This window comes from Serratia sp. LSHTC3 (assembly GCF_057197125.1).
Genome location: NZ_JBXUNP010000005.1, coordinates 304,416 through 318,839, shown reverse-complemented (window position 1 = coordinate 318,839; position 14,424 = coordinate 304,416). Strand labels below are relative to the sequence as shown.

Sequence of the window (14,424 nt, the reverse complement as noted above, 5' to 3'; positions counted from 1 at the left end):
ACATTCTGATTACAATTCTCATACAACCGCTTTGATAACATTTCCCCCGAACAGTGATTCAGATCACGGATTTCACAATTAGTGCAAAATTAATTATCTGATTTGACAAGAGATCAACATTTCCATTACATATAGGGGCACAAACGGTCCTATGATGCGCTATGGGTCAGCAGATACACTTCCTCCCGGGTTCGAGTTATGCAACAGTGTATTTGGCGAACCTATCCCAATAGCCGTTGTTTCCCGCTCGAGTTTGCCGGCGTCTAAAGCAAATAAAGCACACAAAAACAGATTATTGGGATAGGTTCACATCTCTTCGAACAGCTCATAGGTAAGATTAACAGACTATAACGAATTACTATGAATCGTTAACAACTGGTCACCCGTCTCGTTCGCCTGGTCAGCACTCTGTACCCTACCCGCGCACAGTTGCGCAGTCGCTCACAGAGTTAGCGTCCGCACCATTTTTTTGCGGGCAACCTGCAGAGATTTAAGGTATTTCAGTTGTTAGTGGTTTTTAAAATAAGGCGCTAAGGAGACAGTAAATGACTGATAAGAAAGCGACGCTAACCATTAACGACAGCGAAGCTCCGATCGAACTGGGCGTATTGACACCGACACTGGGCCCCGATGTCCTCGATGTCCGCGCTCTGGGTTCCAAAGGTTATTTCACATTTGATCCCGGCTTTACCTCCACCGCTTCTTGCGAATCCAAGATTACCTTCATCGACGGCGACAAAGGCGTGCTGCTGCACCGCGGCTTCCCTATCGAGCAGCTGGCGAAAGAATCTTCCTACCTGGAAGTGTGCTACATCCTGCTGTACGGCGAGACCCCAACGCCGGAAGAGTTCGAAACCTTCAAGACCACCGTGACCCGCCACACCATGATCCACGACCAGATCACCCATCTGTTCCGTGGCTTCCGTCGCGACTCGCACCCGATGGCGGTGCTGTGCGGCGTGACCGGCGCGCTGGCGGCGTTCTACCACGATGCGCTGGACGTCAACAACGAGCGTCACCGTGAAATCACCGCGTTCCGTCTGCTGTCCAAAATGCCGACCGTGGCCGCGATGTGCTACAAATACTCCCTGGGCCAGCCGTTCGTTTATCCGCGCAACGATCTGTCCTACGCCGGCAACTTCCTGCACATGATGTTCGCCACCCCGTGCGAAGAGTACGTGGTGAACCCGGTACTGGAACGCGCCATGGATCGCATCCTGATCCTGCACGCCGACCATGAGCAGAACGCCTCTACCTCAACCGTGCGCACCGCCGGCTCTTCCGGCGCCAACCCGTTCGCCTGCATCGCGGCCGGCATCGCCTCCCTGTGGGGGCCGGCGCACGGCGGCGCCAACGAAGCGGCGCTGAAAATGCTGGAAGAGATCAAGACCGTCGAGCACATTCCGGAATTCATCAAGCGCGCCAAGGACAAGAACGACTCCTTCCGCCTGATGGGCTTCGGCCACCGCGTGTACAAGAACTACGATCCGCGCGCCACCGTGATGCGCGAGACCTGTCACGAAGTGCTGAAAGAGCTGAACAAGAAGGACGACAACCTGCTGCAGGTGGCGATGGAGCTGGAACACATCGCGCTGAACGACCCGTACTTCATCGAGAAGAAACTGTACCCGAACGTCGACTTCTACTCCGGCATCATCCTGAAGGCGATGGGCATTCCTTCTTCCATGTTCACCGTGATCTTCGCCATCGCGCGCACCATCGGCTGGATCGCCCACTGGAACGAAATGCACGACGAAGGCATCAAAATTGCCCGTCCGCGTCAGCTGTACACCGGCTATGCCGAGCGTGATTTCAAATCCCAGCTGAAAAACAAGTAAGCCGCTTTACCGGCTGAAACGCACAGCGCCGCCCTTTCGGGCGGCGTTTTTTTTGGTTATTTCTGGCAGCCCGGGCACCAATAAAACGGCCGCGACGACAGCTCGGTACGCACGATCATCCCACCGCAGCGTTCACAGGGTTCACCGCTGCGATGAAACACCTTGAAGCGAAACAGCGCGCCATGATGGCGGTTGTCATCCGCCTGCCCGCGCGTCTGGTAGGAAAGGCGCGGCACCGCCAGCAATGCCTCCGCCAGGCGCCGCAGCGCCTCTGGCGCCAGATCCTGTGGTTTGTGCTGCGGCGCCAACTCGGCCTGCCACAGGATTTCGGCGCGCAGATAGTTGCCCAATCCGGCGAGAAACGCCTGATCGAGCAGCATGCCGCTCAGCTGCCGGCGGCGAAAACGCGGCGTCAGCAACCGCTCCACCACATCGTCTACCGTCAGCGACATGTCCAACACGTCAGGGCCGATGCGTTGCAAAAACGGGTGTTGCTCTATTTCCTCGCGCGGCCCGACGGTAATATCGGAAGCGCTGTAGAGCAATATCGCGCGGTGGGCGGTTTCCAGCCGCACCCGCAGATCGCGCTTGGTCTCCGGCGTCTCCCCGGCCGCCGCCACTTTCCACACGCCGTACAGCTGGTTATGGCTGTACATCGTCAGCCCGTTGGAAAAGTGGGTCAGCAGCGCCTTGCCGCGCGGCTCGATGGCGACGATACGCTCGCCGAGCAGACGCTGGCGATAGTGCTTCAACTGGGGAAAAGCGAAATCGACGGCGGTCAGCGGCTGCTCGATCACCGCCGCCGCCAGTTTGTCCGCCGCCCGGCGGATCTCCGGTCCTTCCGGCATAGACCACTCCTTGCGTAGACCCGGCGCAGCCCGATGCGCCGGGGATTCTCTTGATTAATGCGTTGCGCCGCCCGCCACTTTCAGATCGTGTTCCACCTGCAACGCGATGGAAACGGCCAGCTCCAGCGCAAACAGCACCGTCGAGGCCGCCATGCTCGGTGCGCCGGGGTGCGCCGCCGCCTGTTCCGGCAGGTACGGGATATGAATAAACCCGCCCTTCACCTCGCGCTGGCCGCTCAACCGGTGCAGCAGGCCGTACATGACATGGTTGCACACGTAGGTGCCGGCGGTCTGCGAAACGGAGGCCGGAATGCCGGCCTCGCGCATCGAGCTGACCATCGCCTTGATCGGCAAGGTGCTGAAATAGGCCGCCGGACCGCCGGCGACGATCGGCTCATCCACCGGCTGCTGCCCCTGATTATCGGGGATACGTGCGTCGTCGACGTTGATCGCCACCCGTTCAATCGTGATGTCGGTGCGGCCGCCGGCCTGGCCGACAGCCAGCACCATCAGCGGCTGCACCTCGTCGATCGCCGCATTGAGCGCCTCCAGCGCCGCGCCGAACACGCACGGCAGCTGGCGCGCCACAATGCGCGTACCCACCAGCTCCATATCATTGAGCTGCTTCACCACTTCCCAGGAAGGGTTGAGCCGCTCGCCGCCAAACGGCTCAAAGCCGGTAATCAATACTTTTTGCATCCTTACTCCTACAGGAACATCAGGAAATACAGCAGGAACACGTTAACCAATAGCAGCAGCACGCCGGTCGGCACCTGCGCCTTGATCACCGCATTCTTGTCCGGCAGCTCCAGCAGCGCCGCCGGCACAATGTTGAAGTTCGCCGCCATCGGCGTCATCAGGGTGCCGCAATAGCCGGAGAACATGCCGATCGCCGCCATCACCGCCGGGTTGCCGCCGTGTTGCAACACCAGGATCGGAATGCCGATGCCGGCGGTAACGATCGGGAAAGCGGCGAAGGCGTTGCCCATCACCATGGTCAGCACCGCCATACCGATAGCGTAGACCGCCACGGCGATAAAACGGTTATCGACCGCCAGATATTCCTGGGTCAAATGCGAGATCGCAGTGCCAACGCCGGCGACGGTAAACAGCAGCCCCAGCGTGGCGAGGATCTGCGGCAGAATGAACGCCCAGCCGATCGAATCCAGCAGGCGCCGCGCTTCCTGTATCGGCTGCAGCGCCTTCTCATGGGTCATTGTCACCGCGATCGCCAACCCGATCAGGCAGCCGACGGTCATCGAGAACAGGGTAATTAGCGTCGCGTGGTTACCGCTGCCGAATACCGCGTTTTGCAACGCCGGCACGTTGTTGAACAGCAGCACGCCGACCACCGTCACCACCGGGATCGCCAGCGCGGGAATGAACAGCTTGTTGCCCAGGCGCTTGGCGCTCGCCTCGCGCTCCTGCGGCGTCCGCTGGTGATAGCTGCCGAGGCGCACGCCGCCGAAGCCGGCAATCAGGGCCATCACCACCACCACCGCGCCAACGATGATATGCAGCATGCGTTTTTCGTTACTGCCCTCGCCCAGTACATCGCCCAGCAGGCGATAAGTCCAGTCGCCGACCAGGAATACCAGGCCGTACAGCCCCCAAAACAGCCCGGTGGTGATGCGGCGCGGGTTGGCGCGATCGCGCAAGGACATCACCGCCACAATCAGCAGCACCGCGCCGGCCAGCCAGTAAAGGTATTGTTGCTGGAAGTTCATCGCGCTTCCCCCTTCGCCTGCAGCGCCGCCTGATTCAGCTGCGCCAGCTCGGCGCTCAGCTGTTTATCCATCCGATACAGCCGGAACGCGTGGATCAGGAAAGCGAAAATGGCGGTCGGAATGCCCCACAGCGCGATATGCAGCGGCTCGGTCTGAATGCCGCCGGACTCCAGCATAAAGTTATGCATGAAGATGATCGCACCGAAGGCCACGAAGATATCCTCGCCGAAGAACAGCCCGACGTTGTCGGTAGCGGCCGACATGGCGCGCAGGCGGTGGCGGGTACGCTCCGGCAGCTCGCCGTAGCGGTTTTCCGTCGCCCCTTCCGCCATCGGCGCCAGCAGCGGCCGCACCATCTGCGGATGCCCGCCCAGGCTGGTCAGCCCCATCGCCGCGGTGATCTCGCGCACGAACAGGTACACGATCAGCAAACGGCCGGCGGTGGCGCTTTTGATCTTGGCGATCCACGCCTGCGCCCGCTCTTTAAGCCCGTGACGTTCCAGCAGGCCGATCACCGCCAGCGGCAGCAGCAGGATCAGCGGCAGGTTTCGGGTATTGAGAAAGCCCTCGCCGAGCTTTTCCAGAATGACGTCCAGCGGCATCAGCGCCGCCAGACCGGTAATGATGCCGGCGGCGATCACCACCAGCACCGGATTGAAACGCAATACAAACCCGACCACGATCGCGGCGATGCCGATCAGTGGCCAGAGATTCACGGCCTGTTCCATAGTCTTCCCTCGATATTTTCTAATAATTTTTTGTTTGTGATGTTGTGTCTTGCTTTACTGCTCTGCGCTGACGCGGATGCCTTGTTGAACAAAACTGTCCCGCAGCTTGCGCGCATACGCCAGCGCATGCTCGCCGTCCCCGTGCAGGCAGACGGTCTCCGCCTGTACGGCGGTCCAAACGCCATCGACGCTGCGCACCCGGTGATGGCGCACCATCTCCAGGGTTTGCGCCAGCGCCTGTTCGTCATCCTCGATCAATGCCCCCGGCAAACCGCGCGGCACCAGCGTGCCGTCGGCCTGATAACCGCGATCGGCGAACACCTCCTGCCGGGTGGTCAGACCGAGCCGTTGCCCGGCGCGGATCAGCTCGCTGCCGGCCAGCCCCACCAGCCGCAGCGCCGGATCGACCGCCTGCACCGCCCGGGCGATGGCTTCCGCCAGCGCCGGCTCAACCGCCGCCTGGTTGTACAGCATGCCGTGCGGCTTAACGTGCACCATCACCCCGCCCTCGGCGCGGGCGATGGCCGCCAGCGCCCCGAGCTGATACACCACCTGCGCGTACACCGTTTCCGGCGGCAGCTGCATGCGAGTGCGGCCGAAATTCTCCCGATCGGGAAAACTCGGGTGGGCGCCGATCGCCACGCCGTACTGCAATGCCCAGCGCACCGACTGACGCATGGTCTGCGCATCGCCGGCGTGGAAGCCGCAGGCGATGTTGGCCGAACTCACCAATTGCAACAGCGCCTGGTCGTTGGCGCAGCCTTCGCCGAGATCGGCGTTCAAATCAACGATCATGTAACCCCCAGGCAATCTGTCGAAGGAAAAGATCCTGCTCGGACTTGGCGCGCTGCGCCTCGGCCAGTGAACAGAGAACGAAATGGATCGGTTCGCCGAGACGGATCTGCGCCAAATGGTAAAGATCGGCTTCGATCACGCAGGCAATGCGCGGGTAACCGCCGGTGGTTTGCGCATCGGCCATCAGCACGATCGGCTGGCCGTTGTGCGGCACCTGCACCACGCCGGGCAGCAGGCCGTGCGACAGCATCTCGCGGCCGGTGGTGCGCGCCAGCGGCGTGCCGCCGTGCAAACGGTAGCCCATGCGGTTGCTCTGCGGGCTGAGCTGCCAGGCGGTACGCCAGAACGTCTCCTGTGCCTCTTCGCTGAATTCAGCGTACTCCGGCCCCGGCAACGCGCGGATGCGGTTGGTGAACAGCAGTTGCTTCACGCCGCAGGAATGTTGCGGTTCAGCGGCGGATTTACCCAGCGGCAACCGATCGCCGTCCTTCAGATTACGCCCCTCGCATCCGCCAAAGGCGGCTTTCATGTCGGTGCTGCGCGAGCCCAGCATTTCCGGCACGGCGATACCGCCGGCGATCGCGAGATAACTGCGCATGCCGCGCTTCGGCGTGCCCAGCACCAGACGCTGCCCCTTTTTCACCGGGTAGCGCCAGCCGGTCCACAGCGGCTTACCGTCCAGCTGCGCGTCGCAGCCGGCGCCGGTCAGGGCGATCCAGCCGGGACGGGTAAACTCGGCGCTGAACTGGCCGAGCGTGATCTCCAGCCCGGCGGCCTCCGGCGCGTTGCCCACCAGCAGGTTGGCGATCTTCAGCGCCGGTTGATCCAACGCGCCGCCGGTACTGATGCCCAGACGGCGAAATCCTTCACGGCCCAAATCCTGCACCGTGGTATAGATGCCGGCGCGCAGAATAATCAGCATACGCCCTCCTTCTGCGGCACAAAGCGTACGCTATCGCCCGGGCGCAGCAGCGTCGGCGGCATTTCATGCGGATTGAACAGCGCCAGCGGCGTGCGGCCAATCAGCTGCCAGCCGCCGGGCGTCACCAGCGGATAGATGCCGGTCTGGCCGCCGCCGATGCCGACGGAGCCGGCCGCCACCGCCAGACGCGGTTCAGCGCGGCGCGGCGTCGCCAGTTGTTCCGGCATGCCGCCCAAATAGGAAAAGCCCGGCTGAAAGCCGAGGAAATAGACCACATAGGCCGCCGCCGCGTGGCATTCCACCACCTGTTGCGGCGTCATGCCGGTATGACGCGCCACCTCATCCAGGTCGGGGCCCTGTTCCCCGCCGTAGATAACCGGAATATCCACCTGACGCGATTCCGGCGTCAGGCGCTCTTTGCTCTCCCACCCCTGCTGCAGCAATGCCAGCATCGCTTCGGCGTCGGCCTGCGGCGTATGCAGCAGCAGCGTCAGGTTATTCATCCCCGGCACCACTTCCCGCACGTCGGGATGGTGATTCAGCTTTTCCGCCAGCGCCCAAATGCGCTGCTGGCTCGGTAACGTCACCGGCGGCGACAGTTCAAGCACTACCGCTCTTTCACCCAACAGGTAATAACGTGCTTGTTGCACCCTTATTCTCCTTATTATCGCGCTGAAAAACACACCAGTTATGCGTGACGCGGCCCCGGCTGTCAATAGAACGCAACCATAAGGAAAATAAGGAAATAGCGCGGTAAAAGGATTCAGCCGGCGCGCAGGCCGGGCTGGATCCGGGGAAGAAAAAGATCAGGCGGGATTCGGGATATCGATAAAGGTCACATCAAAGCCGTGGTGCTGGGCCAGCCAGTCCCCCAACGCCTTCACGCCGCCGCGCTCGGTGGCGTGGTGACCGGCGGCGAAGAAATGCACGCCCATTTCGCGCGCGCTGTGAATGGTCTGCTCAGAGACTTCACCGCTGATGAACGCATCGACGCCGAAGCGCGCCGCGCTGTCGATAAAGCCCTGGCCGCCGCCGGTGCACCAGGCCACTCGGCGAATATGCTCAGGCGCGTTATCGCCGCAGTGCAGCACCGCGCGCCCCAGCCGGCTTTCGATGCGCTGTTGCAGCGCTTCGCCGGTCAGCGGCTGTTCGAATTCCCCGTGCGGCACCAGCGGCTCGATTTCACCAATCACCCGAATGCCCAGCGCCTGCGCCAGCTGCGCGTTGTTGCCCAGCACCGGATGCGCGTCCAGCGGCAAATGATAGCCGTACAGGTTGATGTCGTGGGTCAACAGCGTTTTCAGGCGGTTGCGCTTCATGCCGCGCACCGCCGGCGCCTCGTTTTTCCAGAAATAGCCGTGATGCACGATAATCGCGTCGGCCTGATGCGCCACCGCGGCGTCCAGCAGCGCCTGACAGGCGGTGACGCCGGTCACGATGCGCTGTACATGCGCACGCCCCTCTACCTGCAAACCGTTGGGGGCGTAGTCCTGAAACGCCGCGGCGTTCAGTTCCGTGTTGATCAGTTGTTCCAGATCGAGGTTACGCATTCTCTTCTCTCTTCATAGTCAAAATGTCTGCCGGTCGCCCTGCGCCATCAGGATGAATTTCACCCCCAGATCGTTGCCCTGCGCCAGCTGCTGCGCAATGGCGGCGCGCGTGTCTTCGCCCTGCTTCAAGCTGGGCTTGATGTGGCTGATCACTACCGGCAGACCGTTCAGCGAGCCTTCACCGCCGCTGTACTGCGTCAGGTTCTTCAGCTCCTTCAGCAGCCAGGCCGGCGTCAGATGGCCGTACAGATGTTTGTCCTCCACCCCGTTGGGGTAAGAGGTTTCGATAATCATGCCCTTGAGCTTTTTCTGCTCGACAAGCGGCCCCAGCACGCGCCAGACGGTATCGAGATCGCGCGACTGCTCCACCTTATCCGGCCCGGTATCGCCGAAATAGGCGAAGAACTCGTTGCCGTTGGAAATCAGCAGCATCGACGACGGGTAGCGATCGTGGCTGAGCGGATACATCACGCCGGTCAACCCGGTCAGTCCGAGGGTAAACCGCTGCTGCGGCCGCACCGTTTGCAGCCGGTAGGTGCCCAGCCGCGCACCATTGCCGGCATCGGTAAAGTTCGGCCAGGCCTTCCAGTTAAAGTAATGGTTGCGCAGGGTCAGCACGGTGTCCGCCTGGGCGTAAACGGTTTTTTTATTGTCTTCCGGCGAGCCGACGATCAGCCCCGCCACGTGGTCCAGATGGCCGTGGCTGATAAAGTAGCTGCCGATCAACTGCCGAAACACGTAGCCCTGCGGCGTATAAGGCGCGGCCAGCTCGGGCGTCACCTGCGGGAAGCTGCCCTTCTCCAGCCCTTTGGCGATGCCCGGCAGCAGCGAACCGGCGTCCAGCGCCACATACTGCGGCTGATTGTCGCTGCGGATCAGGTAGGAAGTCAGGTTGCCGTCGCTGACGCCGCCGTCGACGCCCAGCGCCACCACGTCAAAGCCGGCGATCGCCAGCGCGGAATAGCCGCTCAGGCACAGGGCCAGCACCTTTTTCATCATTGCGTCGCTCCTTGCAGTTGCCTCAAGACTCTCCCCGTTTCGCCGCCTCGAACGCCGCCAGCGTCTCCAGGCGGGCTTGCTTATGATCGACGATCGGCAGCGGGTAATTCAGCACGCATGGCTGCTTTTCCGCCCAGCGGTGGGGATGATGGATGTCATTGTCGGGCACATCCGCCAGTTCCGGCAACCATTTACGGATAAAAGTGCCTTGTGGATCAAAACGTTCACCCTGGGTGGTCGGGTTGAAGATGCGGAAATACGGCGCGGCGTCGGTGCCGGTGGAAGCCGCCCACTGCCAGCCGCCGTTGTTGGCCGCCAGATCCCCGTCCAGCAGTTGCGACATGAAGTAGCGCTCCCCGGCGCGCCAGTCGATCAGCAGATCCTTCACCAGGAAACTGGCGCTGATCATGCGCAGCCGGTTATGCATCCAGCCGGTAGCGTTCAGCTGGCGCATGGCGGCATCGACGATCGGATAGCCGGTCTCGCCCCGCTGCCAGGCCTGCAGCTTCGCCGCGTCATCGCACCAGCGCACTTTGTCCGTCCAGGCGATAAACGGCCGATGGCGGCACAGCTCGGGATAGGCCACCAGCAGATGGCGGTAGAACTCGCGCCAAATCAGCTCGTTCAGCCAGGCGAAAGCGCCGCTCTCGCGATCTTCCAGCAGCTGCAGGCATTCGGCGCGCAGGCGGTTAAAACACTGGCGCGGCGACAGCGCGCCGATCGCCAGATAAGGCGACAGGCTGCTGGTGCCGGCGATGGCGGGCAGATCGCGCTGGCGAAGGTAATCCTGCACTTGCTCACGACAAAAGGCGCGCAGCCTCTGTAGCGCGGCCTCCTCGCCGGCGGGATAGTCATTCCCGATGTCCGCCGCGGGATAATCGAACGCCGCCGGCGCTTCAGGCGCTGGCAACGCGCCATCGGCACGGATCTTCGGCGCCGGCAGGCAGCTCACGTCGGACTCAGTCAGGCGCTGAATAAAGGCGTTGCGAAACGGCGTATAAACCTTGTACATCTCGCCGCCGCCGGTTAGCACGCTGCCCGGCGGCAACAGCAGGCTGTCATCAAAACCGTGGCACGTTACCCGTCCATTCAACTGCTGCTCCAGCCGCGCATCGCGTCGCCGTTCATTCAGTTCGTACTGGCGGTTGTAAAACAGCGCGTCCACCTGCTCTCGCCGGCAATAGTCTGCCAGCCAGTCGATCGATGCAGCAAAGTCCGAACAGGCATGGCAATGCAGCGCAATGCCCTTTTGCGCCAGCGCCTGCTGTACCGCCCGCAGGCTGGCGTGGATCAGCGCCGCCTGCCGCGGCGCCATCTCATGCTGCCGCCACTGCTGCGGGGTGGCGATAAACACCGCCAGCACCCGGGCTTTGGGATCGCTGCAGGCAGCATGCAACGCTTTGTTGTCGGTGATACGCAGATCGTTACGCAACCAGACCAGATGCGTGGTCATAAAATTCCCTTGTCAATCAATGGCCGTAACGCAAACGCAGCGCCTCCGGATAAGGTTCGAAATAGCGTTGTTCCGCCAGATAACTGTCGGGGTATTCCGCCATGTAATGCTTAAGCAAGGCGATCGGCGCCAGCAGCGGCTGCATGCCCTGCCGGTAGCGGTCGATCAGGTGCGCCAGCTCCTGGCGCTGCGCCGCGCTGAGCTGGCGGCGGAAGTACCCCTGCACGTGCATCAGCACGTTGGTATGGTTGCGGCGCGTCGCCTTGTGCGCCAACAGCGCCATCAGGCGGCTGCGATATTCCACGGCGAAGGCCTCCAGCGAGTCCCAGCGATGAATGTCGGCGACGAAACGCCCCAGTTCGCGGTACGCCGGCTGCGAATGCGCCAGCAGCGACAGCTTGTAGCGGCTGTGAAACGCGATCAGCCCGCCGCGGGTCAGCCCCTGGCGCCACAGCATATTCAACTCATACAGCGCGTACACCCGTTCAATGAAGTTTTCCCGCAATGCCGCATCCTGCAATCGTCCGTCTTCTTCCACCGGCAGCCACGGCATCTGACGCAGCAGTTCGGCGGTAAACAGCCCGACGCCGTTTTTACGCGAGTCCTTGCCGTTCTCACTGTAGACCCGCACCCGCTCCAGGCCGCAGCTCGGCGACTTGGCGCAGACGATATAACCGCACAGGTGCTGCAACGCGGCCACGCGCTGCGCGGAGAAACTGCGCATCTCCTCGGTCAGATCCACGCCGGCGTCGTTGCTGTAGCGCATCGCCGGCCAGGGCTGCGCCTGTTTCACCAGGCGCAGCGCCGGGCGCGGCGTGGGCAGGCCGATCGCCATTTCCGGGCATACGGGCTCAAAGCGCACATAGGGCGCCAACTGTTCCACCGCGAAGGCCAGCCGCTTGTGGCCACCGTCGAAACGCACCGCGTCGCCCAGTAAACAGGCGCTGATGCCGATAGGGATCTTGTCACTCATACCGTTCTCTCGTGGTGTTGGTCGATGGGGAAAGTGTAGAAGAATGGCTTGCCAAATACGACCTTGCGCTTGACGGCAGCGGGCTTGGGGCATAAAAAAACCCCCGCCGCAGGGCGAGGGTTGTTCGTGAATCGGCAGCGACTCAGTAGAAATCGCAGGACGCCAGTTCCGCCTGCTGCAGCCAGACCGGCTTATCGCTGGTTTTTGACCAGACGCGGTGCAGGTAGCTGTAAAAACGCCCGCGATCGCTGCGGAACAGCATCACCGGCAGAGCCAAAATGCCCGCGATAACCACTGCGCTGCGGCGCAGGAGAATCCGATGCAGTGAATAAGCGTGATAGGTCGTAGACATGCGAACCTCCTTAAAAACGCCTGCCGTTGATTTGTCAGGGAAAACGGCGTCGGCGTATCAAATGAACAATCGGTAATTTGGTAACTGGACAAAATTTTAGCGCACTTGATGAAAGTTTACTACTCATCCGACCACTAAATCGCACAAAAAATCGCTAATCACCGCAGCGATTCGTAATTTTGTTACAATCAAGTTAATTTTTAACTAAACATGGGTTACATTGTGGTTATTATTCGGTTCTTCATCCCACGCCCCAGCCCCGGCTTATTCACACATCAGGCGCAATCTCGCCGCAAGCAGGTTGCCTGAAACGGCCAATTTCCGCTGAAATTTCAGCCATTTTTATACTTTTTTTACACCCGCCCGCGCGATTTTTTCATCTTCTTTCTACCCCGCTCCCTACACTGCCTCTATCAAAAACAACACCTCTGGAGGTGTCCCGTGAGTTTCAGCGTTATTGGTGGTGCGCTGTTGGTTCTGCTGCTGTTGGCCTATCTGGTCTACGCCCTGTTTAACGCGGAGGATTTCTGATGGCGGCTTCAGCCTTTTTACTGATCGCCAGTTTCCTGTTGGTGCTTCTGCTGCTGGCCCGGCCGCTGGGCGGTTTTATGGCGCGCCTGATCGAAGGTGAGCCGCTGCCTGCGCTGCGCGCAGTGGAAGCCGGCGTCTGGCGCGCCTGCGGCATCCGCCCCACCGAGATGAACTGGTGGCAGTACGCGCTGGCGATCCTGGCGTTTAACCTGCTCGGCCTGGCGCTGCTGTTCGCCCTGCTGATGGCGCAGGGCTCGCTGTCGCTCAACCCGCAAGGCTTCCCTGGCCTCTCCTGGGATCTGGCGCTCAACACCGCCGTCAGCTTCGTCACCAACACCAACTGGCAAGCCTACAGCGGTGAAAGCGCCCTCAGCTATTTCAGCCAGATGGCCGGGCTGGCGGTGCAGAACTTCGTTTCCGCCTCCACCGGCATCGCCGTGGCCTTTGCGCTGATCCGCGCCTTTACCCGCCGCGCCGGCAAGACCGTCGGCAACGCCTGGGTCGATCTGTTCCGCATCACGCTGTATGTGCTGCTGCCGATCGCGCTGCTGATCGCCCTGTTCTTCGTCAGCCAGGGCACGCTGCAAAACTTCCTGCCTTACCTGCACGTCACCACGCTCGAAGGCGCGCAGCAGACGCTGCCGATGGGGCCGGTCGCTTCGCAGGAAGCGATCAAGATGCTCGGCACCAACGGCGGGGGGTTCTTCGGCGCCAACTCGGCGCACCCGTTCGAAAACCCGACCGTGCTGACCAACTTCGTGCAGATGCTGGCCATCTTCCTGATCCCCTGCGCGCTGTGCTTCTCCTTCGGCCAGCTGGCCGGAGAAAACCGTCAGGGCCACGCGCTGATCTGGGCGATGGCGCTGATCTTCGTGGTGGCGGTGGTGGTGGTGATGGTTGCCGAGCTGGCGGGCAACCCGCACCTGAGCGCGCTGGGCGCCGACAGCAACATCAATATGGAAGGCAAAGAGTCGCGCTTCGGCATTCTCGCCACCAGCCTGTTCTCGGTGGTGACCACCGCCGCGTCCTGCGGGGCGGTCAACGCCATGCACGACTCCTTCACCGCGCTGGGCGGCATGGTGCCGATGTGGCTGATGCAGATCGGTGAAGTGGTGTTCGGCGGCGTCGGCTCCGGCCTGTACGGCATGCTGCTGTTCGTACTGCTGACGGTGTTTATCGCCGGTCTGATGATCGGCCGCACCCCGGAATATCTGGGCAAGAAGATCGACGTTTACGACATGAAGATGACCGCGCTGGCGATCCTGGTCACGCCGACGCTGGTGTTGCTGGGCAGCGCGCTGGCGATCGGCACCGACGCGGGCCGCGCCGGCATCCTCAATCCGGGCGCCCACGGCTTCAGCGAAGTGCTGTATGCCCTGTCCTCCGCCGCCAACAACAACGGCAGCGCCTTCGCCGGGTTGAGCGTCAATACGCCGTTCTACAACCTGCTGCTGGCCTTCGCCATGTTCGTCGGCCGCTTCGGGGTGATCCTGCCGGTGCTGGCGATCGCCGGTTCGCTGAGCGCCAAGCCACGCCAGCCGGCGGGCAACGGCACCCTGCCAACCTATGGGCCGCTGTTTATCGGCCTGCTGATCGGCACCGTGCTGCTGGTGGGCGCGCTGACCTTCGTGCCGGCGCTGGCGCTGGGCCCGGTGGCCGAGCATTTGCAGCTTTGGCTGGCAAACTAACCGACGTCACAGAGAGAGAA

The 14,424-nt window shown here is 61.9% G+C and carries 15 protein-coding genes; 3 read left to right on the top strand and 12 right to left on the bottom strand.

The annotated features are described in order from the left end of the window. Window positions 1–545 precede the first annotated feature (545 nt). A complete protein-coding gene (locus AC2CGI_RS19805) occupies window positions 546–1,838 on the top strand; it encodes a citrate synthase (RefSeq protein ID WP_016928730.1) in 1,293 nt (430 codons plus the stop codon). 56 nt (window positions 1,839–1,894) lie between these two features. On the opposite strand, the gene nei is transcribed toward AC2CGI_RS19805, so the two are convergent. From nei to AC2CGI_RS19745, 12 genes are all read right to left on the bottom strand, one after another. Beyond that, complete coding sequence (gene nei / locus AC2CGI_RS19800) at window positions 1,895–2,686, bottom strand: endonuclease VIII (RefSeq protein ID WP_076740478.1); 792 nt, start codon at window positions 2,684–2,686, stop codon at window positions 1,895–1,897. Between the two features lie 54 nt (window positions 2,687–2,740). Then, window positions 2,741–3,385 carry a pyroglutamyl-peptidase I gene (gene pcp / locus AC2CGI_RS19795; protein ID WP_004939899.1) on the bottom strand — a complete coding sequence of 215 codons (645 nt, stop codon included), beginning with the start codon at window positions 3,383–3,385 and terminating at the stop codon, window positions 2,741–2,743. Between the two features lie 8 nt (window positions 3,386–3,393). Then, the gene (locus AC2CGI_RS19790; RefSeq protein ID WP_033642193.1) at window positions 3,394–4,413 is read right to left on the bottom strand and encodes a DUF979 domain-containing protein; all 1,020 of its coding nucleotides are present in this window, start codon (window positions 4,411–4,413) and stop codon (window positions 3,394–3,396) included. Then, on the bottom strand, window positions 4,410–5,141 hold the full coding sequence (locus tag AC2CGI_RS19785) for a DUF969 domain-containing protein (RefSeq protein ID WP_016928734.1): 732 nt from the start codon (window positions 5,139–5,141) through the stop codon (window positions 4,410–4,412). Before AC2CGI_RS19785 ends, AC2CGI_RS19790 begins: the two co-directional genes overlap by 4 nt. 54 nt (window positions 5,142–5,195) lie before the next feature. After that, window positions 5,196–5,936, bottom strand: coding sequence for a 5-oxoprolinase subunit PxpA (gene pxpA, locus AC2CGI_RS19780; RefSeq protein ID WP_004939906.1), 741 nt, complete (start codon window positions 5,934–5,936; stop codon window positions 5,196–5,198). Continuing rightward, on the bottom strand, window positions 5,926–6,858 hold the full coding sequence (gene pxpC / locus AC2CGI_RS19775) for a 5-oxoprolinase subunit PxpC (protein WP_076740479.1): 933 nt from the start codon (window positions 6,856–6,858) through the stop codon (window positions 5,926–5,928). The genes pxpA and pxpC overlap by 11 nt, the downstream gene beginning before the upstream one ends. Further along, window positions 6,852–7,508 carry a 5-oxoprolinase subunit PxpB gene (gene pxpB / locus AC2CGI_RS19770; protein WP_015376968.1) on the bottom strand — a complete coding sequence of 219 codons (657 nt, stop codon included), beginning with the start codon at window positions 7,506–7,508 and terminating at the stop codon, window positions 6,852–6,854. Before pxpB ends, pxpC begins: the two co-directional genes overlap by 7 nt. 156 nt (window positions 7,509–7,664) lie before the next feature. Further along, window positions 7,665–8,408, bottom strand: a complete 744-nt coding sequence (locus tag AC2CGI_RS19765) for a type 2 GTP cyclohydrolase I (RefSeq protein WP_004939910.1) — start codon at window positions 8,406–8,408, stop codon at window positions 7,665–7,667. An 18-nt stretch (window positions 8,409–8,426) separates the two neighbouring features. Beyond that, window positions 8,427–9,407, bottom strand: coding sequence for an MBL fold metallo-hydrolase (locus AC2CGI_RS19760; RefSeq protein WP_076740480.1), 981 nt, complete (start codon window positions 9,405–9,407; stop codon window positions 8,427–8,429). Between the two features lie 22 nt (window positions 9,408–9,429). Next, window positions 9,430–10,860, bottom strand: a complete 1,431-nt coding sequence (gene phrB, locus AC2CGI_RS19755; RefSeq protein WP_076740481.1) for a deoxyribodipyrimidine photo-lyase — start codon at window positions 10,858–10,860, stop codon at window positions 9,430–9,432. A gap of 16 nt (window positions 10,861–10,876) precedes the next feature. Further along, window positions 10,877–11,833 (bottom strand): YbgA family protein, encoded by a 957-nt coding sequence (locus AC2CGI_RS19750; protein WP_004939915.1) that lies wholly within the window; start codon window positions 11,831–11,833, stop codon window positions 10,877–10,879. A gap of 142 nt (window positions 11,834–11,975) precedes the next feature. Next, entirely contained in the window at window positions 11,976–12,185 is a 210-nt protein-coding gene (locus tag AC2CGI_RS19745) for a YbfA family protein (protein ID WP_004939916.1), read from the bottom strand. A 441-nt stretch (window positions 12,186–12,626) separates the two neighbouring features. On the opposite strand from AC2CGI_RS19745, the gene AC2CGI_RS19740 reads away from it, so the two are divergent. Both AC2CGI_RS19740 and kdpA read left to right on the top strand, forming a co-directional pair. Beyond that, window positions 12,627–12,716 (top strand): K(+)-transporting ATPase subunit F, encoded by a 90-nt coding sequence (locus AC2CGI_RS19740; RefSeq protein ID WP_016928742.1) that lies wholly within the window; start codon window positions 12,627–12,629, stop codon window positions 12,714–12,716. Next, window positions 12,716–14,404 carry a potassium-transporting ATPase subunit KdpA gene (kdpA, locus tag AC2CGI_RS19735; protein WP_076740482.1) on the top strand — a complete coding sequence of 563 codons (1,689 nt, stop codon included), beginning with the start codon at window positions 12,716–12,718 and terminating at the stop codon, window positions 14,402–14,404. Before AC2CGI_RS19740 ends, kdpA begins: the two co-directional genes overlap by 1 nt. Window positions 14,405–14,424 lie beyond the last annotated feature (20 nt).

What these genes read in the sequence shown, in the direction of transcription:
- AC2CGI_RS19805 (WP_016928730.1), top strand. Translation starts at nt 546, where the DNA reads ATGACTGATAAGAAAGCGACGCTAACCATTAACGACAGCGAAGCTCCG.
- nei (WP_076740478.1), bottom strand. Translation starts at nt 2,686, where the DNA reads ATGCCGGAAGGACCGGAGATCCGCCGGGCGGCGGACAAACTGGCGGCG.
- pcp (WP_004939899.1), bottom strand. Translation starts at nt 3,385, where the DNA reads ATGCAAAAAGTATTGATTACCGGCTTTGAGCCGTTTGGCGGCGAGCGG.
- AC2CGI_RS19790 (WP_033642193.1), bottom strand. Translation starts at nt 4,413, where the DNA reads ATGAACTTCCAGCAACAATACCTTTACTGGCTGGCCGGCGCGGTGCTG.
- AC2CGI_RS19785 (WP_016928734.1), bottom strand. Translation starts at nt 5,141, where the DNA reads ATGGAACAGGCCGTGAATCTCTGGCCACTGATCGGCATCGCCGCGATC.
- pxpA (WP_004939906.1), bottom strand. Translation starts at nt 5,936, where the DNA reads ATGATCGTTGATTTGAACGCCGATCTCGGCGAAGGCTGCGCCAACGAC.
- pxpC (WP_076740479.1), bottom strand. Translation starts at nt 6,858, where the DNA reads ATGCTGATTATTCTGCGCGCCGGCATCTATACCACGGTGCAGGATTTG.
- AC2CGI_RS19765 (WP_004939910.1), bottom strand. Translation starts at nt 8,408, where the DNA reads ATGCGTAACCTCGATCTGGAACAACTGATCAACACGGAACTGAACGCC.
- AC2CGI_RS19760 (WP_076740480.1), bottom strand. Translation starts at nt 9,407, where the DNA reads ATGATGAAAAAGGTGCTGGCCCTGTGCCTGAGCGGCTATTCCGCGCTG.
- phrB (WP_076740481.1), bottom strand. Translation starts at nt 10,860, where the DNA reads ATGACCACGCATCTGGTCTGGTTGCGTAACGATCTGCGTATCACCGAC.
- AC2CGI_RS19750 (WP_004939915.1), bottom strand. Translation starts at nt 11,833, where the DNA reads ATGAGTGACAAGATCCCTATCGGCATCAGCGCCTGTTTACTGGGCGAC.
- AC2CGI_RS19745 (WP_004939916.1), bottom strand. Translation starts at nt 12,185, where the DNA reads ATGTCTACGACCTATCACGCTTATTCACTGCATCGGATTCTCCTGCGC.
- kdpA (WP_076740482.1), top strand. Translation starts at nt 12,716, where the DNA reads ATGGCGGCTTCAGCCTTTTTACTGATCGCCAGTTTCCTGTTGGTGCTT.